Source organism: Streptomyces sp. NPDC052910, assembly GCF_055585605.1.
This window is the reverse complement of record NZ_JBVJJR010000005.1, coordinates 180,108-199,905: the sequence shown is the minus strand read 5'-3', so window position 1 is coordinate 199,905 and position 19,798 is coordinate 180,108. Positions and strand designations below refer to the sequence as shown.

Below are 19,798 nucleotides of genomic sequence, written 5' to 3'. Positions count from 1 at the left end.
AGTTGCTCGTTTCTCCGACCCGACGGGAGCAGAACTCCTCGTGGCCACCTTCCTGTACCGACTCGGCAGAGTCGCCTTCCGGCGCCGCTGGTACGTCGCCCTCACATGGGTGCTGCTGCTCGGCCTCGCCGGCGCCGGCGCCGCCACCGCGTCCAAAGCCACCGACGACAGCTTCTCCATACCCGGCACGGAGGCGCAGAGCGCCTTCGACCTGCTGGCCGAGCGTTACCCCGGCAAGAAGGCCGACGCCGCCTCCGCGCGCGTCGTCTTCCAGGCCCCCGACGGCCGGAAGATCACCGAGCCGAAGAACAAGGCGGCCGTCGAGAAGGTCGTCGGCGAGCTGGCCGGCCCCCAGGTCGCGTCGGCGCCCAGCCCGTTCCAGGCGCACACCGTGAGCAAGGACGGCAGCACGGCCTATGTGCTGGTGACCTACAAGGAAGCCTCCAACAAGCTCACCGACGCCTCCCGCGACACCCTCGACGCGGCGCAGAAGCACGGCCGGGAGAGCGGGCTCACCGTCGAGATGGGCGGCAGCGCCCTGCAGAAGATGCCGGAGACCGGGTCCACCGAGATCATCGGCATCATCGTCTCCGCGGTCGTCCTGGTGATCACCTTCGGGTCGCTGATCGCGGCGGGACTGCCGCTGCTCACCGCGCTGATCGGCGTCGGCATCGGCGTCTCGTCCATCGCCGCGCTCGCGTCCACGCTGAACCTCTCCGGGAACACCTCGACGCTCGCGATGATGATCGGCCTCGCGGTCGGCATCGACTACGCGCTGTTCATCGTCTCCCGGTACCGGGCCGAGCTCGCCGAGGGCCGGGAACGGGAGGAGGCCGCGGGCCGCGCGGTCGGAACCGCCGGTTCCGCGGTGGTCTTCGCCGGTCTCACCGTCGTCATCGCCCTGGTCGGCCTCGCGGTCGTCAACATTCCCATGCTCACCAAGATGGGCATGGCCGCGGCCGGCACGGTGGTCGTCGCCGTCCTCGTCGCGCTCACCCTCATCCCCGCGCTGCTGGGCTTCGCCGGCCGCCAGGTACTGGCCCGCAAGGTCCGCAAGGCCACGACCGGGGACGGGGACGCGGCCCCGGCCGCGGAGAAGCCCAACATGGGCACCCGCTGGGCCCGCTTCGTCCTGCGCCGCCCGGTGTGGGTGCTGGTGGCCGGCATCGTCGGTCTCGGCGCGCTCGCCGCGCCCGCCGCGTCGCTCCAGCTCGGCCTGCCGGACGACAGTTCGCAGCCGGTCAAGACCACGCAGCGCAAGGCGTACGACATGATCGCCGAGGGCTTCGGCCCCGGTTACAACGGGCCGCTGATGGTCGTGGTGGACGCCAAGGGCGCCAAGGACCCGAAGCAGGCCACCCAGACCGTCGCCAAGGCGGTCGGCGGGCTCGACGACGTGGCCGCGGTCACGCCGGCGATGCCCAACAAGGACGGCGACACGGCGATGTTCAACGTCGTCCCGAAGTCCAAGCCGAGCGGCGAGGAGACCGAGAACCTCGTCCACGCCATCCGCGACAAGCGCGCCGGACTGAAGGCGGAGACCGGCGCGACCGTGCTGGTCACCGGTACGACGGCGATGAACATCGACGTCTCGCAGAAGCTGAACGACGCGCTCCTGCCGTACCTGGCGCTGGTCGTCGGCCTCGCCTTCCTGCTGCTGATCGTCGTCTTCCGGTCGGTGCTCGTGCCGCTCAAGGCGGCCCTGGGCTTCCTGCTCTCCGTGGTGGCGGCGCTCGGCGCGGTCGTGGCCGTCTTCCAGTGGGGCTGGCTCAGCGGGGTGTTCGGCGTCGAGGAGACCGGCCCGATCATGAGCATGATGCCGATCTTCATGGTCGGCGTGGTCTTCGGCCTGGCCATGGACTACGAGGTCTTCCTCGTGACCCGGATGCGCGAGGCGTTCGTCCACGGCGAGAGCCCGGGCGACGCCGTGGTGACCGGCTTCCGGCACGGCGCGCGGGTGGTCACGGCCGCCGCCGTCATCATGATCAGCGTCTTCGCCGGCTTCATCGGCTCCTCCGAGTCGATGATCAAGATGATCGGCTTCGGCCTCGCCATCGCCGTGTTCTTCGACGCCTTCATCGTCCGCATGGCCATCGTCCCGGCGGTCCTCGCGCTGCTCGGCAAGGCGGCCTGGTGGCTGCCCGGTTGGCTGGACAAGGTGCTGCCCAACGTGGACGTCGAAGGGGAGGGGCTGCGGAAGCGGCTCGCCGCTCCCTCCGACGCCCCGGAGGACCGGGCCGGCGACCCGGACCCGGACGCCGACCCGCGTCTCACCCGCGTCTGACGTTCGCGTGACGTGCCTCGGGCCCGTCCTCCCGCCACGGCGGGGGACGGGCCCGTTCCGTCGCCCTCGACGTGGCGAAGCCCACCTCGGGGAACCGTCCGTACGGGAACGCGCGTTTTCCCTAGTCCACGGGGGCATGCGACCGTGGCCGCGGTCGGGGGCGCGGGTGAAGGGAAAGGGCTCCACTGGTGAACCTGCTCGATGTGCTTCTGCTCCTGGTCGTCCTCGGCTACGCCGTCTCCGGCTTCCGGCGCGGCCTCGTCGCGAGCGCCGTCCTGCTCGCCGGCTTCCTCGGCGGCGCGGTGCTCGGCGTCTGGGCGCTCCCGTCCGTCGTCGGCCACTTCGAACCCGGCTCGTCGTCGGCCGCCGTGGTGGCGGTCCTCGTCGTCCTCGTCCCGGCCGTGCTCGGGCACGCCCTGGCCGGGCGGCTCGCCTGGAGCCTGCGGAGGCGGCTGACCTGGGCCCCGGTACGCGGGGTGGACGGCGCCGGCGGCGCGGTCGTCAACTCGCTGGCCGTGCTGCTGGTCTCCTGGGTCGCCGCCAGCGTCCTCGTCTCGGCCAACTCCACCCTGCTCACCGGCCAGATCCGCGACTCCCGGGTGCTCGGCGCGGTCCAGGACGCCATGCCGGAACAGGCCCCCACCTGGTTCAGCCGGACCACCGACGCCCTCACCGGCGCCGGTTTCCCCCAGGTCTTCAACCCCTTCGAGAACGAGCCCGCCACCAGCGTCGCCAAGCCCTCCGGCGACGCCGTCACCGTCGCCGCCAACCGGGCCGCCCGGACGTCCGTCGTCAAGGTCGAGGGCATAGCCGACGTCGACGGCGGGCGCCGCGGCCAGGAGGGCAGCGGCTTCGTCTACGCCGCGGAGCACGTGATGACCAACGCGCACGTCGTCGCCGGCGTGACCGACCCGACCATACGAGTCGGCGGCGTCGGGCGACCACACCGCGCCAAGGTCGTCCTCTTCGACCCCGAGACCGACGTGGCCGTCCTCGACGTACCCGGCCTGGACGCGCCCGTGCTGCCCTTCGACAAGACCGCCAAGCGGGGCGACGCCGCGGTCGTCGCGGGCTTCCCGGAGAACGGCGGCCTCGACCTGCGCGCGGCGACGGTCGCCAACGAACTGCGGGCGAAGGGGCAGGACATCTACGGGGACGGCCTGGCCACCCGGCAGGTGTATTCCGTGCGCTCGACCGTTCGGCCCGGCAACTCGGGCGGGCCGCTGCTTACTCCTTCGGGGAAGGTGTACGGGGTCGTTTTCGCGCGGTCGACGGCCAATGCCGAGACGGGGTACGTGCTGACTGCCGCGCAGGTCGCGGAGGACGCGCGGTTGGGGGCGACGGCGACCGCGGCGGTGAGTACGGGGAGCAGGGCGGCGCTGTAGGGGCCGTCGGTCGGGGTGCCCCGGTCCCGCCCCTTCACCGTTTCTCGCGGGGGCTGCGCCCCCGCACCCCCGAAACCGCGCTCCGCGAGGACGAGCGGCGAAGCCGTGACAGGGGGGTCTGGGGGCGCCGCCCCCAGGAATCGGCGAAGGGGCGGGACCGGGGCACACCCCCCCCGCCGGGGGCGCGCAAGCGCGCGCCGCACGCTCTTGCGAGGGCTTCGCAATGCGCCCATCATGCGAGCGGTTCACCCCTGCACGATCGGCACGGACCGAAAGCGGGCGCCCCATGCACGTACCCGACGGATACATCGACCCACCCGTCTCCCTCGCCGCCGGAGCCACCGCCCTCACCGCCGTGGCGCTCGCGCTGCGCGGCGCGCGCCGGGAGCAGGAGACGGGTGCCGCCCCTCTCGCGGGCCTGGTCGCGGCGTTCGTGTTCGCCGTGCAGATGCTGAACTTCCCGGTCGCGGCGGGCACCAGCGGGCACCTGCTGGGCGGCGTCCTGGCCGCCGTGCTGGCCGGGCCGTGGACCGGGCTCCTCTGCATAACGGTGGTTTTGACGGCCCAGGCGTTCCTCTTCGCGGACGGCGGTCTCACCGCGCTCGGCGTCAACGTCACCGACATGGCGGTGGTGACCACGCTCGTCGGCTACGCGGTGTTCCGCGGGCTGCTGGCGGTGCTGCCCCGCGGGCCGCGCGCGGTGACGTTCGCGTCGTTCGGCGCGGCGCTGGTCTCCGTCCCGGCCGCGGCCTGCGCCTTCACCCTGTTCTACGCCCTCGGCGGGACGACCGACGTGCCCGTCACGACGGTGTTCGCGGCGATGACGGGCGTGCACGCGCTGATCGGCGTGGGCGAGGCGGTGATCACGGCGATGACGGTCGGCGCGGTCATGGCCGTCCGCCCCGACCTCGTCCACGGCGCCCGCGCCGCGACCCGCGACCCCTCCGCGCCACCGCGCGTCCCGCGTCCGCGCCGCCGCTTCGCCGTCGTCGTCATGGCCGTCACCGCCGTGCTCGCCGGCTTCGTCAGCCATTACGCGGCGAGCACCCCGGACGGCCTGGAGAAGGTGGCCCGGGACAAGGGCCTCGACCGCGAGGAGCGGGCCCACGCCGTCGAGGACTCGCCGCTGTCCGGCTACCGGGTGAAGGACGTCGGCGACGACCGCGCGTCCGGCGCCCTCGCCGGGGTCGTCGGTGCCGGCGTCACCCTGGCGGCCGGTACGGGCGTCCTCGTGGTGCTGCGCCGCCGCCGGGCCCGGCCGCCGGCGCCACGGGCGGAGGAGGCCCGGCGGACCGAGGCCGTCTGACATGGGGGCCGGGCACGCCGCGGCCGTCCACGGAGCGCTGTACCGGCCGGGCGGTTCGCCGGTGCACACGCTGCCCGCGCAGTGCAAGATCGTTTCTGCGTGCGGCTTCATGCTCGTGGTGGCCGCCACCCCGGCCACCCCGCCGTGGGCGTTCGCCTGTCACGCGGCGCTGCTCGCCGCCGTCACGGCGGTCGCCCGGCTGCCCGCCGGCGTGGTCCTGCGCCGGCTGACGGTCGAGCTGCCGTTCGTGGCGTTCGCGCTGCTGCTGCCGTTCGTGGCGCGCGGGCCGCGGGTGGACGTCCTGGGGCTGCCGCTGAGCGAGCCCGGGCTGTGGGACGCCGGGACACTGCTGGCCAAGGGCACCCTGGGCGTGGCCGCCTCCGTCCTGCTCGCCTCGACCACCGGCCTGCGGGACCTGTTGCTGGGCCTGCGGCGGCTGCGGGTACCCGCCACGCTGGTGCAGATCGCCGCGTTCATGCTCCGGTACCTGGACGTGGTCAGCGACGAGATGCGGCGCATGCGCGTCGCCCGGGAGTCCCGGGGGCACACCGCGCGCGGTGCGCGCCACTGGCGGGTGCTGGCCGCGTCCGCCGGTGCGCTGTTCATCCGTGCCTACGAGCGCGGCGAACGCGTCCACCTCGCGATGGTCAGCCGCGGCTACACCGGCACCCTTCCCGAGACCGGGGGCATGACGGGCGCGGCCGGCGCGAGCCGCGCGCAGTGGGCGGGCGCCGCCGCCCTGCCGCTGGCCGCGCTGGCGGTCCGCCTGACGACGGAAGGGGTAGCGCTGTGACGGTTCCGCCCTCGCTGGAGGTCGTGGGGCTGGCCTTCGCCTATCCGGACGGTCACCATGCGCTCCACGGCATCGACCTGACGATCCGTCAGGGCGAGCGGGTGGCCCTGCTCGGACCCAACGGCGCCGGCAAGACCACCCTCGTCCTGCACCTCAACGGCATCCTCGGCGGCGGCGCCGGGACGGTACGGGTGGCCGGGCTGCCGGTCGCCGCGCCGCACCTCGCCGAGATCCGGCGGCGGGTCGGCATCGTCTTCCAGGACCCGGACGACCAGTTGTTCATGCCCACCGTCCGGGAGGACGTCGCCTTCGGCCCGGCCACGGCCGGGACGCGCGGCGCCGCGCTCGAGACCCGAGTGCGCCGCGCCCTGGACCGGGTCGGCATGGCCGACTTCGCCGACCGGCCCCCGCACCACCTCTCCTTCGGACAGCGGCGGCGCGTCGCGGTCGCCACCGTCCTCGCCATGGAGCCCGAGATCCTCGTCCTGGACGAGCCCTCCTCCAACCTCGACCCCGCCTCCCGCCGTGAACTCGCCGACCTCCTGCGGAGCCTGGACGTCACCGTGCTGATGGTCACCCACGACCTTCCCTACGCACTGGAGCTCTGCGAGCGGTCCGTCGTGCTCGGCGGCGGGACGATCGTCGCCGACGGGCCGACGCGGACGCTGCTCGGCGACGCGGAACTGCTCCGGGCGCACCGGCTGGAACTCCCCTTCGGCTTCGACCCGCACACGGTCCCGGACCGGCCCGTGCCGTGATCCCCATCACACCCGGGGATGGGCGCGGCCGGCCCGGCAAGGCGTCAGGAAGCCGCCGGGGAGCGGGGACGCCCGGCCGGCCGCGCGGCGGCGGCGGGCGACCCGGTCGCCGGGGGTCGCCGATCGCGATGCACCATGGGGAGGACATGTACGGCGATCGGGTCGACAAGACCTGTGGGGCTGACGGGCCTGGTGGGACCTAGTGGGAGCGGAACAGCAGTGACGGACGTCCAGGGCACGGTGGCGGACGGTTTCGAACCGGTCCGGGACGCCTTCGCCGACAACTTCGCGCGCCGCGGCGAGCGCGGCGCCGCCGTGGTCGTCCACCGGGACGGCCGCAAGGTCGTCGACCTGTGGGGCGGCACCCGGGACGTCGACGGCGGCACGCCGTGGACCCCGGACACCGCGCAGATCGTGCGCTCTGCCACCAAGGGCGTCGCCGCGGCCGTGCCGCTGCTGCTGCACCAGCGCGGACAGGTGGACCTCGACGCGCCCGTGGGCACCTACTGGCCCGAGTTCAAGGCGGCCGGCAAGGAGCGCGTCCTCGTCCGGCACCTCCTCGCGCACCGCGCGGGCGTGCCCGTCCTCGACACCCCGCTCACGCCCGAGCAGGCCCGTGACGGCGTCAGCGGCCCCCGCGCGGTCGCCGCCCAGGCGCCCGCCTGGGAGCCGGGCACCGACCACGGCTACCACGCCCAGACCTACAGTTGGACCGTCGGCGAACTCGTCCGGCGCGTCACCGGGCGGGACATCGGCGCGTGGATCGCCGACGAGATCGCCGCACCCCTGGGGCTCGACCTGTGGCTCGGACTGCCGGAGGCCGAACAGCACCGCGCCGGGCGCATCGGCGACGTCGAGCCGCCCGCCCAGGCCGGCTCGCCCGGCCTGCGCGTCCGCCCCAAGCAGTCGGTGTCCGACGCCTACCGCGACCCCGCGTCGCTCACCCGGCGCGCCTTCGCGGCCATCGACCCGCTGCCCGACGAGAACGACCCGGCCTACCGGGCCGCCGTGCTCCCCGCCTCGGCCGGCGTCGCCACGGCGGAGGCGCTGTCGCGGTTCTACGCGGCGCTCATCGGCGACCTCGGCGCCGGCGGGCGGAGACTGTTCGCCCCGGCCACGCTCACTTTGGCCCGCAGTGAGGAGTCGGCCGGGCCCGACCGTGTCCTCATGGCCAGGACCCGCTTCGGACTGGGGTACATGCTGCACGGCCCCGCCTCGCCGATGCTCGCGCCCGGCTCCTTCGGCCACCCCGGCCGGGGCGGCTCGCTGGCCTTCGCCGACCCCGAGTCCGGCATCTCCTTCGGCTACGTCACCAACGGCATGCAGAAGAACGTGACGGCCGACCCGCGCGCGCAGGCCCTGGTCCGGGCGGTTGCCCGCGCCCTCGCGGGGTAGGGAACGCCCCCAGAGGGTGTGACCGGTGGTGTGAGAGGGGCTCCCATGACGCGACGGTTCGACGGCTGGTCCGTTCTGATCACGGGCGCCGGACGGGGCATCGGCGCCGCCACCGCCCTGCGGCTCGCCGGCGAGGGCGCCCGCGTCCTGGTCACGGACGCGGACGGCGACCGGGCCGAGGAAACCGCCCACGCCATCCGGGAAGCCGGCCTCACCGCCGAGGCCCACCTCTGCGACGTCACCGACCGGCAGGCCGTGGAAGCCGCCGTGGCCCACGCGGTGGACCGCTTCGGCGGACTCGACGTCCTCGTCAACAACGCCCTCTCCTGCGGCCGCGACCCCGAGCGCTTCGAGGACCACTCCGACGACCTCTGGCAGCGCGACCTCGACGTCACGCTCGGCGGCGCCTTCCGCTGCGCCCGCGCGGCCCTGCCGCACCTCGCCGCCGCCGGCGGGCGCGGCGCGATCGTCAACATCGGTTCCGTCAACGGCGAGCAGGACTTCGGCAACCACGCCTACAGCGCGGCCAAGGCGGGCCTCGCGAGCCTCACCCGCACCCTCGCCGGCGAGGCGGCGGCGCGCGGCGTCCGCGTCAACCTCATCGCGCCCGGTACGGTGCACACGCCCAACTGGGACGGCCGTGAGGACGCTTTGCGGCGGGCCGCCGGTCATTACCCGCTGGGCCGGGTGGGGCGGCCCGAGGACGTTGCCGCTGCGGTCGCCTTCCTCGCGTCCCGTGACGCGTCGTGGATCACTGGTGTGACCCTTCCCGTCGACGGCGGGATCCTTGTGGCCAACGTCGGCCTGCGGGGGGCGCTTCGGGGGAGGTGAGGGGGTGGGGCCCCGGTCCCGCCCTTTCACCGTTTCTGCGGGGGCCGGCCCCCGCACTCCCGAAACCGCGCTCCGCGCGGTTGTCCTCAAACGCCGGACAGGCTGATTTTCGGCCTGTTGGGGGCAGAGGGACCGGGGCACACCCGGCCTCAACCGGCGTGCAACATCAGCCCTATCCCCGCCACCACCAGCACCGCCGCCGCGACCCGCGGCGCACCGAACCGCTCCTTGAAGAGGAGCGTCCCGAGCGCCGCGCCGACGATGATCGACGACTCCCGGAGCGCGGCGATCGGCGCCATCCGCCCGCGCGTCTGCGCCCACAACACCAGCCCGTAGGCGAGCATCGACATCAGGCCGCCGAGCAGGCCGCGCACGGCGTACGGCCGCGCCGCGGCGAGGGCGGACCGCCGCCGGACCGCCAGGGCGTACAGCGGGACGGGCAGGCCTTCCAGGATCATCAGCCAGGCGGTGAAGCCCAGGGAGGAGCCGGACGAGCGCACGCCCAGGCCGTCGACGACCGTGTAGCCGGCGATGGCCAGGCCGGTGGCGGCGGCCGCGCCGATCGCGGGCCACTGTGGGGGAGCGCCCGAGCCCTTGATGCCCCAGAGGGCGACGCCCACCAGGCCGGCGGAGGCCACGGCCACGCCGGCGAGCTGCCAGCCGTCGGGCAGCTCCCCGGCGAAGACCGCCGCGAACACGGTGACCGCCAGAGGCGCGGTGCCCCGGGCGATCGGGTACGCCTGGCCGAAGTCGCCGAGAGTGAACGACCGCATGAGCAGCGTCATGTAGAGCACGTGCAGGACGCCGGAGACGGCCAGGTACGGCCAGGAGGCCGGGTCCGGCGCCGGTGCGAGCGGCAGTACCGCCAGGCCGCCGAGGCAGTTGCCTGCGCCGACCAGGGTGAAGGCCGTCAACTGGTCGCGGATGCCGTGGGCGATGGCGTTCCAGCAGGCGTGGGTGACCGCCGCGGCCAGGACGGCGGCGACGACCAGCGGGGTCACGAGGCGGACCCGTGGACGGAGTCGTGGGCGGAGTCGGCTGTGCGCATGTCCGCGACGCTAGTGCGGGCCGGCCGCTGTCTGCTGTCACCTCCGTCACCCCCGCCGCCGGGAAACCTCCGCCACCGGGAAACCTCCGCCGCCGGAGCGGTTGTTCAGCCCGCCAGCAGTACCTCCGCCACCACCGGCCCCGCCGAGTCGCCGCCGCGGCCACGTCGTCCCGGCAGGCGGCGGAAGGCACTGACAACGCACCCACAGTGACGAATGTGGCAGGTGTCACCCAACGTGCCGGTGGAGCAGGAGAGTTCGGCCCGTCAGATCCAGGTGTCCAGCCACATCCGGTTCCGCCAGTCGTCCAGTGGGATCGGCTGCCCGGTGTAGAGGGGGAAGAAGTAGATGAAGTTCCGCGTCGCGCGCCCCTTAGGCATGGTGACCAGCCAGAACAGGCTGCCATCGCGGATGGTTACTCCCCGCGGGCCGTCTGCGGGCCGTGATCTTCGTTCGAACGTCCCCTGTAGAGGTCGTCCACCGCCTTGCGCGTACGAAGCTCGCTGCTCGGCATCAGGTGCGTGTACGTGCGCAGCGTGAAGCCCGCATCCGCGTGCCCCAGGTACCGACTCAACGCTTTGATGCTCTCCCCGGCATCCAGGAGCACGGAGGCGTAGAAGTGCCTTAGGGCGTGCATGCCGTGCTCTCGGGCGGACGCGTACCGCTTACCCTCCTCCGGCTCCGGGATGAGCCCAGCGGCGGCCAGTGCGGGCTTCCACATGAAGTCGTTGAAGTGGCTCACCCGCACGTGGAGGCCGGCCGCGCCGCTGAAGTACAGCCGCTTGGTGCGAGGCTCGCCATCCACAGTGCGCCACGGCAGGGTGACCGTGATGGTCGGGAAGGCATCGGCGTGAGCCTTGAGCGCGTCTGAGACCGCCCCGGGGAGGGGCACCTGTCTCGTCTTCCCACCCTTCGGGGGAGCGAAGACGTACTGCCCTCGGAGCCGCTTGAGCTGATGGCTCACGGTGATCCATCCGCCCTCGAAGTCGACTTCGTCCTCGGAAATGCCGAAGATCTCCCCCTGCCGCAGCCCGCACCCGGCGCCCAGGTCCACCGCTGCGCGGAAACGCTCGGGGAGCCCGGTCTGCACGGCGAACACATGGTCGGCGGTCCACGGCTTCACCACCGAATCGCCGATCTTCGGCATCTGCACCGAGCTGGCTTTGAAGGGGTTCCTCGTCAGCAGCTCGTCATCGACGGCCGCGTTGAAGACGGCCGACACCGTGGAGGCGACCACGCGGCGGTGTGCCTCGTTCGGCATCGACTTCTTCAACTGGCCAAGCCAGGTGCGGATGTGTTCCGGCTTGAAGGAGCCCAACGGCCGGCTGCCGATGCTCGGGTAGGCGTGAAGCCGCAGCCGCCGTTCGGCTCCCTCTCCGCTGTTGACCTCTCCGGCGTGCGAGGACACCCAGCGCTCGGCGTACTGCTGGAAGGTAGTCCGGCCCGCCTTCGGGTCGACGTACTGGCCGGTGCTCATGTCGGTCTCGGTCTTGCTCAGCCACTTTTCGGCGAGGCGTTTTTGTCCGTCGCGGAAGCTCTTTGACTTCTCGCGGCCGTCGGGGCCGATGTAGCGGGCGCGGTAGCGCATGCCGGTGCCGTGGCGGTCGGTCTTGAGGCGGTGGGGTTTGCCGTCGGGGCCGGGCTTGGTCTTGTACCAGCGGTCTTGGATGTGGCCTGCCATGAGGCAGTGGTCTCCTCTCGACAAGCGGCAGGGGGGCCGCTGCCACAGCGGCTCTCCCCGCCGGGGCTTTTGGATGACGTGGTCAGGCGGCGTCCAGGTCGGCGTGCTTGCGTTCGGTGACGTAGGCACGGACGTCGGCTGGGTCGTAGCGCAGGTGCTTGCCGATGCGGAAGCCGGGCGGGCCAAGACGCTTCTTGCGCCACTGGTAGACGGTCTCTTTCGGCACGTCGAAGATCTCGGCAATGTCGTCGGGGGTGAGGTAGCGGTCCGGCAGACCGTCCCGGAGGGCGGCGCGGGGATCGGTCTGCTCAAGGAGGCGGGACAGTGTCACGGCGTCTCCGAGGGTTGGGGTCACGCGGCTCTGAGTCGCGTCTCAGCGCGGCTCAGAGCCGGGGCGGTGTGGTTAACAACCCGGGTGTTTGAGGTGGCCCGCTGCGGTCAGCGCCGGCGTCATGGGCTGTTCGCAGATGGGGCAGCGCAGTCCCGGATTAGAAGTGCGGTGCGCGGCAGTGTCCGCAGCGGTCGCAGCGTCCGGAATCTTGCAAGGGCGCAGGTCAGAGGCGGTGCCGAGTGCGGACGCTGCTGCGGTCGCTGAGGGGTTCCTAGCGTCCGCAGCGCCGCCCGTAGCGTCCGCATGATCGTTGTGCGGACGCTGTGCGGACGCTGCGTCTGGGGCAGTGTCCGCGTTAGCGTCCGCAGGTTCGTGCAGGTCAGCGGGGGTTGTGGACGCTGCGGGCACTGCGGACGCTGTTTCGCACCGTACTTCAGATGGGGCGAGGTGGATGAGCCGTTGGCGGGCGCGGTCGGGGGTGCGCTGGGTGTCGTCGTAGGCGATGCCGATGGAGCGCAGCAGGGGTGCGATGCGCTTGAGTCGGCCGCTGGCCCGGGTGGCGTCCTTGGGCCACTGGGGGTGGTAGCCGTCGGGGGGCGGGATGACGTCCATGAGCTGGGCGGCGGTGCCCGACCAGGGGCCGTGGGTGTCCAGCCAGGCGACCACGGCGGAGCCGAAGGGGTCGCCTTCCAGGGCATCGGCGTTGATGTTCTCGGCGGCGTCGGTGTAGTCGGTGAGGGTGGACCAGCCGGTGACGCGGTCGACGGCGGCGAGCACGCGGGCGAAGTCCGCTAGCCGGGGTTTGCTGTCCAGCGTCACGTCCGGGAGCTCCCGCAGGACGGAGGCGAGCAGGTCCAGGAGGCTGCCGATCACGTGCGGGCGAGCCGTGGTGTACGCGGCGTCCAGTTCTTCCTCGCCGCGGCGGGCGCGGGTGGTGATGGGCTGGAGGTCCAGCAGCATCATCCGTTCGGCCAGGTCTCCGGCCAGGGCGCCGGCGTCGATGGTGGTCATCGCCAGCACCCGGCGGAAGGTGAGGACCACCACGTCGTCGTCGCTGTACAGGGCGCGGTCGACGATGCCGTCGCCGGTGACGGCCCGGCACAGGGTGTCCGACAGCCAGGGCGGGATCGCGCTCACGTTGTCCAGGCACAGGGCCCAGGAGTTGAACGCCTGGACCGACCACGCCTTGATGTCCCGCGGCTGGGACCGCTTCGACGCCGGGGAGGGGTCGACGAGGTTGACGATCATCTGGGCGGTGTAGGACTTGCCGGTGCCCTGCTCGCCCTTGAAGGTGAGCACCGGGTGGGGGATGTCCGGGATCCAGGCGGCGACCAGCCAGGCGACCAGGCGGTGGAAGGCCGAGTCGTCCATGTTGACCAGGCCGTGCAGCAGGGCGATCCCGTCCGCGCCCTGCTGGGGCACGGGCAGGGGGACCATGGCGCCGGAGCGGCGGAAGAGGACGGGAGAGCGGCCGGCGATGCTCCAGCCGTCGGCGCCGACGATGACGGCTTTGCCGTCGGCGGTGCCCAGGTCCAGCACGATGCCGTTCTCGGCGCGCGCGACGCGCAGGTGGACCCGGACGGGGTCGGTGGCATCCGCGATGCCTTCCAGGACGGTCATGGCGTCGGCCAGGGCGCCGGCGGAGGGGACTTGGCCGCCGTTGTCCTCGGTGAACTGCTTGGCGAGCGCGGCCCGTACGCCGCCGCGGCCCTTGAAGGGGCGGGCGATGTTGGGGCCGTTGCGGCGTACGCCGTAGGGACGGCCGTCGGTGGACATCACGAACTTGTAGCCCGCCTTGGCCATGCTGACGAGCTGGGATGCCTGGCTGGGGCCCTTCTCGCTCACGAAGACGCCTCCTTCCGGGCGCGGGCGGCGCCCTTGGCCGCGCTGGCGATGGTGCGGCGGGCCGGCGTCTCGGGGTGGCCGCGGTCGATGGCGGCGGCCAGCAGCTCGGCCGTGGCCGCGTCGGGGTCGATATCGTCGGACTCGAACGCCGTGCGGGCCGCCCAGTACAGCCGGTTGTTGAGATCGTTGGGCCCGCAATCCCGCACGAACCGCACCAGAGGCCCGAGATGGCCGCGTGAGCGCCTGGACCCCCGTCCCGGGGCATTCGGTCCAGGGGGTCCCTGAACGGCCGCCTGGCGGGCTTTCAGGAGGTCGGTGATCGCGGGTGGAGCTTCGGAGATGGCGGACTGGCTGAAAGTTACCGCGAAGCGGTAGCGCCCGTTCGGTCCGAGGGATCCGGGGCCGACCAGGTAGCCACCCGTCCCCCGGGTGTCGATCCCGGGGGCGAGCAGACCGGCGGTGTTAGGGATCGTCACGCCGGCGGGGGCGGTGAGCCACAGGTGCCAGCCGCCGGAGGGGGTGGCCACCATGACCGTGCGCGGCACCTGGAACCCGTGCCGGGCCACGAGCGCCCGCAGCCCGGCTACACCGTCCACGCCGTTCTTCCGGTCCAGATCCAAGCCGAGCAGGTGATGAGGCGCCCGGCCGCAGGCGATGCCGTAGCCGGCCGCCCACGGCGCCGCCGCGAACAGCGCCCGGACCCGGACCGGTTCGGCGCTGGCGTCGTGCACACCGTGGCCCGTCTGCCCGCACTCCCCGGTGCAGGTGGCGGTCGGTTCCGGGTGGGCGCTGGGGATGGCGGGGAGCTTGCTTCGGGAGAGAGGGAAGACGGCCAGGCCGTGCAGGGTGGCGGCGGTGAGGGCGTGTGCACGGGCCGCGGCCCACCACGGGCCCGGCCGCTGTGCGGCGGGCGTGCGTTGGGTCATGATGGAGACCTCCTTGTTCCTGCTGGATGGGAGAAGGGCGCCCGCGGTCTTTGCTGAGAGGGCGGGCGCCCACCGGCCAGCCCGTTACCCGGGCTGGCCGGGAAGAGGACGGCTCAGAAGGGCGGCTTGTCGTCGCCCGGTCCGGCGGTCGCCCAGGCGTCGTCCCCGGCCGGCGCGGTGCCCCAGCCCGTCGGCTGCCTCTTGCCTGCGGTCGGGCCGGTGTTGGTAGTGCGGTGGACGGTGGCGGTGGCGTAGCGGAGGCTGACGGCGATGTCCTCCACGTCCAGACCGAAGCTGGTGCGCTGGACGCCGTCGGCGCTGGTGTAGTCGTACTGGCGCAGGGCGCCGGTGATGATGACGCGGGTGCCCTTGCGGAGGCTGTCGGCGGCGTTCTGGGCGAGCCAGCGCCAGGCCGTGCAGCGCAGGTAGATGGTGCGGCCTTCACCCCATTCGGCGCGGTTTTTGTCCCAGGCCTTGCTGTTGGAGGCGACGTTGAAGGACACCCAGGGGGTGCCGTCGTCGGTGTGGCGGAGTTCGGGGTCGGCGGTGAGGTTGCCGACCAGGGTGATCACGGTTTCTCCGATGGGCATGGTGCGGGCCTCCTAGGCTCCGGCGTGCTCCGGTACGGAAGAGGGGGCCGCCCGCTGCGGTTCGGGGAGGCGGCCCCAGTGGGTGCCGAGGATCTCGGCGTCGGCTGCGATGGGGACGCCGCGGAAGGTGGTGGTCATCACGGCGGTGAGCAGGTCGCGCACGCGCTCCGCATCGTGTTCGGGGACGTGGACGATCACTTCGTCGTGGACGAACAGCCACAGCGCGCCGGCCAGGCCGTGGACGGTGGCGAGTTCGTAGACGGCGGCCACCAGCAGGTCCCTCGCCGTGCTCTGGATCATGTAGTTGCTGTTGGCGTAGGGGCGGTCGGGGTCGGCGGGGATTCGGCGGCCGGAGCCGGTGATGACGGTGCGAGCGTTGGCGATGTCCTTGCCGAAGCGGATCACTTCGGGGTAGGTGCGCTGCCACCGCTGGATCACGCCGCGGGCGGTCGCGACGGGGACGCCGGTCTGTGCGGCCAGGGCCTTGGCGCCGCCGCCGTAGATCGTGCCGAACGTCGCCCGCTTGGAGATGCTCCGTTGCTCCTTGGTGAAGCCGGTGCCGTACATCAGCGTGGCGGTGGCGTCGTGCAGGTCGGTTCCGGAGGCGATGACGTCCATCAGCCGCGGGTCCCGGGAGAGCGCGGCGGCCACCCGGACTTCGACCTGGGAGAAGTCGCAGGCGACCAGCGCGTGCCCGTCCTCGGCCCGGAAGCAGTGCCTCAGCCTGGGGTCATGCTTCTTCAGCGTCTGAAGCGCCGGGGCCGTGATCGACATGCGGCCCGTCTTGGCCCGCAGGGTGTTGATCTGCGGGTGGACCCGGCCGTCGGCATCCGCTGCGGCAAGGAAGGACTTGAGGTTGGTGATGGTGTTGGAGGTGGCGGCCATCGCCCGCCGGGCCTCCAGCAGCTCACGACCCTGGCCGGTGATGCGGGCGTTGCCGGCGGCGATGTCCTGGTGGAGCTGGACGAGGACATCAGCGGTGACCTGGGGCCGTCCCGTCGCCGTGCGCGGCAGCGCGACCCCTTCAACCTGCTCGGCCAGCCACTCGGCGAACCGCGGGGACGCCCCGGGGAAACCGAGGACGTCGCGGATCCGCTGGGCGGCCCGGTCGAAATCCTCGCGGGTCTCGTCCAGGAGGGCCTGGGTGTAGGGGCGGTCGAGGAGCAGGCCGCGGACGGTGATGCCGGTGGACTGCGCGGCCAGCCACTGCTCCATGACCACCAGATGCGAAACGGGCGTGCACCGGGCGAGCAGCAGCGGCAGCAACCGACGCACATAGACCGCGTCGAGACCGGCGTACACGACGTAGGTCTCATCGTCGGCGGGGATGTGGGTCCAACCCCAGGTGAGCGGGGTGTTCCCGGCGCGGGAGCCGGCCGGGGCCAGCTCCCGCATCCGCCCGTACAGCGCCTCACGGGCCTGGACCAGCCCGTCGTCGAGATGCCGCAGGGTGAGGTCTTTCAAACCGTGCCCGGCCCGCTCGTCGGGGTTGATGAGCTTGGACAGCAGGTGGGTGTCCACCACCCGCTGGCCCAGGGCGATGCCGAACGCGGACCAGAGGGCGAGGACGTCGTAGTTGGTGTGGGTGACGAACCGCCGCTCCGGATCCGCCAGCACCTCCTCGATCGCCGCCCGTTGGGCGGGGATGAGGGGGTTGAGGACCCAGGCGGTGGTGGGGGTACCGAACTGCACGAGGCGGACGCCGGCGCCGGGGCCGAAGTGCCCGGGGCCGCCGTCTTCGATCGCCCGGGTCTCCACGTCCAGGCCCAGCACCACGTCGGAGCGGGCGAACGCGGCGAACGCCGCCGCGTCGAACTCGGCGGCGTCGCGCGGGGCGTGGACGGTCATGGTGTGCCCGGCGTGGGTGCGGGTGTAGGCCGTCACGGCCGTGCCTTGGGCAAGGGGCGGCCGAAGCGCACTTCGGCCAGGGGCGTGTCGTCCTCGTCGTCCCGGGCCAGCGCGCTCCAGTGCCGCACGCACAAGGCGGTCCGGCACCACCCGCCGCCCCGCCGCTCGATGCGGTGGGTCTCAGAGTCCGCGAAGAAGACCACGGACGCCGCGTGCGGCCCGATGCCGCACTCCGCCTCTCCGACGGCCATGATCGTGTCGCCCGACGTGGTGAGAAGCGGCTGGGCGGCCAGCTCCCCGTCCGGGTCCGTTCGGCGGGCGGCGGTGACGCGGCGGTTGTGCTGGGTCAGGGCGCGGTCCCGCTCGCGGGTGTCGCGGTAGGGGCGCATGGCGACGTACAGGGCTGTCTGATCTGGGCGCACAGGTGTTCCTCCTGTTCGTCTCACAGGGACGTGTCGCAGGCGGGGCAGTGCCACAGCAGCCGCACCGCGGGCAGGCGCATCGGGCGGCGGCAGCGCGGGCACGGCAGCGGGGCGGGGTCCGGGAGCAGGCGGGCGAGCCAGACGTAGCCGTCCCCGTCCAGCGCCGCGTCGTAGACGGTGGTGTCGGCGGCCTGGTAGCCGGCCGCGGGCGGTGTCTCGGGGTTCTGTTGTGGGGCGTTCACGCGGTACCTCCGGCAACGGGATGTCCGTTGAGGGCCGGGGCGGCCACCGTCTTCTGAGAGGCGGGGCCGCCCCGGACGCGCTCTTAGGCGATGTCCGCGTCGGCGCGGACGGGCGCGAGGGTGGCGAGCAGGGCGCGGTAGGCGTGGACGGCCTGGTGGATGACGACACCGTTGCCGAGGATCTTGAGCTGGTCGGAGCGGGACAGGCCCAGGTCGGTGCCGGTCACCCAGCCGGGATCGGCGCCCATCATCCACTCGACGAAGACCGGGGACAGGCGGCGGTTTCCCTTGGTGCCCGGCTCGGTCGGCTCCGGCGCCGGGCGCCCGAGGACGGTTTCCCAGCGGCGGATGGCGGGGCCGTAGTCGGTGCCGTTGGTGGCCACCCACCGGCCGTCCAGGCGGACGGCTTGGCCGGGGAGGTAGTAGTTCCCGGCCCGGTCGCGCTGGTTCGGCCCGCCGTGCGGCCCGTCCGACGCCTTCGGGGTCGGTAGCAGGTTCACCACCACCTCATTCAGCGGGCGGGAGTTGCGCTCCAGCAGATTGGAGGCGCCGGACTTCCAGTCGCGTGAGGCGGGGGTGGGCAGGAGCGTGACGGCGGTGCGCAGGTTCATGCCGCCCTTGCGCTTGGGGGAGGTGCCGGGGCCGCCGGTGCCGTCGGCGGCGGCCGGGGTGGGCAGCAGCCTCATGTGCCCGTCGGGGGCAGCAAGAAGACCACTTCGTCCTCCAGCGTCGGCCCGTGTCCGCCCGCCCGCCGTTTGTCCGGGTGCTGCGGCCCGCCGTTGCGCCCCAACTGCGAGGTGGGGGTTTTCAGCAGCGGGATAGGCGACGGCGAACCACCTGTCGCGGCGGTGGCAGGCCCCGACTTCGGGATCTGAAGCGCGTAGGCACATCCATCGTGCGTCATACCCGCACGCGGCCAGGTCGGCCGCGACGACGTCGAGTCCCCGGCTGCGGATGGCGGCGACGTTTTCCAGGAAGACGAGTCGGGGTCGAAGCAGGCGAACGGCTTCGGCGACGGTTTTCCACAGTCCCGAGCGGTCACCGGCGATCCCTCCCCGAGGTCCGGCGTTGGAGATGTCCTGGCAGGGGAAGCCGGCGGTCACCGCCGCCGGGCGCGGCAGCGTGGCGGCCAGCGCCGCCCAGTCGACGGTCGTGATGTCGCCTACGTTGCGGGTGCGGGGCAGCCGGGCGGCCAACAGGCGGGACGCGGCCGGGTCCTTCTCGGCGACCACGGCCGTCGGCAGGCCGGTGACGGCCTCCACGGCCAGATCCAGCGCACCGGAGCCGGTGCACAGGCTGATGTTGCCGCCCTCCGGCAGGATGGGGACGGTTTGGGGCATGCTGAGACCTCCAACAGGTCTGTTCGGGCTGGTTGGACGAGGGCGGCCCCGGGATCCTTGGCGAGATGGGGGGCCGCCCTCGGCGTGACTAGAGGAAGCCGGGGCAGTCGCAGCCGTCGTCCTCGCTGTCGAAGTCGCAGTCGCACTGCTCGCAGACCCTGTGCCCAGGGCAGTTGTAGGAACAGCAGTCGTCGCAGTACTGCGACTCGTCCCCGAAGAAGTCGGTCATGGGGTGCGCCTCCCGGTCAGCCGTGGAAGTGGTTGCGCTTGAAGATCGCTTTGCGGATGTTGACCGTGGTCCCACTGACGCCGCTGTCGTGGCTGCGGCGGCCGAGGACTTGGATGGCGATGAAGCCGCCGAAGATGACGGCGGCGAGCACGATGAGCTGAGTGATCAGCGCAGTGAGAGCGGCGATGAACGTGGTGAGGAGCAGCAGGCCGCCGCAGACGGCGAGGAAGCCGGCGCCGCCGAGGGCGACGTTGACGGCCGTGCGGGAGACGGCCGGCTTGGGCGCGACCGGCGCGGGGTGGGCGGGTTCGATGGCGTAGCCGGTGATGACGCGGCCGTCGGGCAGGACGACGCTCGCCACCGCCGGCACGGCGGTCGGCTGCACCACCGCCGGCGGCGCGGGCACAGCGACGGCGGGCGGGAGCGGGGCCGGCTGGTGGAGGTTCAGGGCCGTCTCGGCGGGCCTGTGGTGGGTGTGGTCGGGGTGCATGCGGAATCCCTTCCGGCGCTCGCTCGGGGAGGCGGAGGCACCCCCTTGGGGGTGCC

General features: G+C 72.8%; 19 protein-coding genes. 7 read left to right on the top strand and 12 right to left on the bottom strand.

Going from position 1 to position 19,798, the window contains the following annotated elements; all coding sequences use genetic code 11:
* The first annotated feature begins 40 nt into the window (after positions 1-40).
* The 7 genes from ACZ6X9_RS20040 (at position 41) to ACZ6X9_RS20010 (ending at position 8,752) form a co-directional block, all read left to right on the top strand.
* Complete coding sequence (locus ACZ6X9_RS20040) at positions 41-2,284, top strand: MMPL family transporter (RefSeq protein ID WP_469779342.1); 2,244 nt, start codon at positions 41-43, stop codon at positions 2,282-2,284.
* 188 nt (positions 2,285-2,472) lie between these two features.
* Positions 2,473-3,669: a MarP family serine protease gene (locus ACZ6X9_RS20035; protein WP_469779341.1), complete on the top strand. Its 1,197-nt coding sequence runs from the start codon at positions 2,473-2,475 to the stop codon at positions 3,667-3,669.
* Between the two features lie 286 nt (positions 3,670-3,955).
* Positions 3,956-4,975, top strand: coding sequence for an energy-coupling factor ABC transporter permease (locus ACZ6X9_RS20030; protein WP_469779340.1), 1,020 nt, complete (start codon positions 3,956-3,958; stop codon positions 4,973-4,975).
* A 1-nt stretch (position 4,976) separates the two neighbouring features.
* On the top strand, positions 4,977-5,768 hold the full coding sequence (cbiQ, locus tag ACZ6X9_RS20025) for a cobalt ECF transporter T component CbiQ (RefSeq protein ID WP_469779339.1): 792 nt from the start codon (positions 4,977-4,979) through the stop codon (positions 5,766-5,768).
* Positions 5,765-6,526, top strand: coding sequence for an energy-coupling factor ABC transporter ATP-binding protein (locus tag ACZ6X9_RS20020; protein ID WP_469779338.1), 762 nt, complete (start codon positions 5,765-5,767; stop codon positions 6,524-6,526). Before cbiQ ends, ACZ6X9_RS20020 begins: the two co-directional genes overlap by 4 nt.
* 219 nt (positions 6,527-6,745) lie before the next feature.
* Complete coding sequence (locus tag ACZ6X9_RS20015; protein ID WP_469779337.1) at positions 6,746-7,921, top strand: serine hydrolase domain-containing protein; 1,176 nt, start codon at positions 6,746-6,748, stop codon at positions 7,919-7,921.
* A gap of 45 nt (positions 7,922-7,966) precedes the next feature.
* Positions 7,967-8,752 carry an SDR family NAD(P)-dependent oxidoreductase gene (locus tag ACZ6X9_RS20010; protein WP_469779336.1) on the top strand — a complete coding sequence of 262 codons (786 nt, stop codon included), beginning with the start codon at positions 7,967-7,969 and terminating at the stop codon, positions 8,750-8,752.
* 149 nt (positions 8,753-8,901) lie between these two features.
* Here ACZ6X9_RS20010 and ACZ6X9_RS20005 read toward each other — a convergent pair whose 3' ends face one another.
* The 12 genes from ACZ6X9_RS20005 to ACZ6X9_RS19950 form a co-directional block, all read right to left on the bottom strand.
* Positions 8,902-9,753: an EamA family transporter gene (locus ACZ6X9_RS20005; RefSeq protein WP_469779335.1), complete on the bottom strand. Its 852-nt coding sequence runs from the start codon at positions 9,751-9,753 to the stop codon at positions 8,902-8,904.
* A gap of 460 nt (positions 9,754-10,213) precedes the next feature.
* Positions 10,214-11,479, bottom strand: coding sequence for a tyrosine-type recombinase/integrase (locus ACZ6X9_RS20000; protein ID WP_469779334.1), 1,266 nt, complete (start codon positions 11,477-11,479; stop codon positions 10,214-10,216).
* Positions 11,480-11,561: 82 nt separating this feature from the next.
* Entirely contained in the window at positions 11,562-11,804 is a 243-nt protein-coding gene (locus tag ACZ6X9_RS19995; RefSeq protein WP_469779625.1) for a helix-turn-helix domain-containing protein, read from the bottom strand.
* A gap of 78 nt (positions 11,805-11,882) precedes the next feature.
* Entirely contained in the window at positions 11,883-13,655 is a 1,773-nt protein-coding gene (locus ACZ6X9_RS19990) for an ATP-binding protein (RefSeq protein WP_469779333.1), read from the bottom strand.
* Positions 13,652-14,581, bottom strand: coding sequence for a bifunctional DNA primase/polymerase (locus ACZ6X9_RS19985; protein ID WP_469779332.1), 930 nt, complete (start codon positions 14,579-14,581; stop codon positions 13,652-13,654). Before ACZ6X9_RS19985 ends, ACZ6X9_RS19990 begins: the two co-directional genes overlap by 4 nt.
* A gap of 113 nt (positions 14,582-14,694) precedes the next feature.
* Positions 14,695-15,171: a single-stranded DNA-binding protein gene (ssb, locus tag ACZ6X9_RS19980; RefSeq protein ID WP_469779331.1), complete on the bottom strand. Its 477-nt coding sequence runs from the start codon at positions 15,169-15,171 to the stop codon at positions 14,695-14,697.
* 12 nt (positions 15,172-15,183) lie between these two features.
* Positions 15,184-17,055 carry a DNA polymerase gene (locus ACZ6X9_RS19975; protein WP_469779330.1) on the bottom strand — a complete coding sequence of 624 codons (1,872 nt, stop codon included), beginning with the start codon at positions 17,053-17,055 and terminating at the stop codon, positions 15,184-15,186.
* The gene (locus ACZ6X9_RS19970) at positions 17,052-17,441 is read right to left on the bottom strand and encodes a hypothetical protein (RefSeq protein ID WP_469779329.1); all 390 of its coding nucleotides are present in this window, start codon (positions 17,439-17,441) and stop codon (positions 17,052-17,054) included. The genes ACZ6X9_RS19975 and ACZ6X9_RS19970 overlap by 4 nt, the downstream gene beginning before the upstream one ends.
* A gap of 20 nt (positions 17,442-17,461) precedes the next feature.
* Positions 17,462-17,683: a hypothetical protein gene (locus tag ACZ6X9_RS19965; RefSeq protein ID WP_469779328.1), complete on the bottom strand. Its 222-nt coding sequence runs from the start codon at positions 17,681-17,683 to the stop codon at positions 17,462-17,464.
* Between the two features lie 83 nt (positions 17,684-17,766).
* Positions 17,767-19,023 (bottom strand): DNA cytosine methyltransferase, encoded by a 1,257-nt coding sequence (locus ACZ6X9_RS19960; protein ID WP_469779327.1) that lies wholly within the window; start codon positions 19,021-19,023, stop codon positions 17,767-17,769.
* A gap of 88 nt (positions 19,024-19,111) precedes the next feature.
* Positions 19,112-19,252, bottom strand: a complete 141-nt coding sequence (locus ACZ6X9_RS19955; RefSeq protein WP_469779326.1) for a hypothetical protein — start codon at positions 19,250-19,252, stop codon at positions 19,112-19,114.
* A gap of 16 nt (positions 19,253-19,268) precedes the next feature.
* Complete coding sequence (locus ACZ6X9_RS19950) at positions 19,269-19,742, bottom strand: hypothetical protein (protein ID WP_469779325.1); 474 nt, start codon at positions 19,740-19,742, stop codon at positions 19,269-19,271.
* Positions 19,743-19,798: the final 56 nt, after the last annotated feature.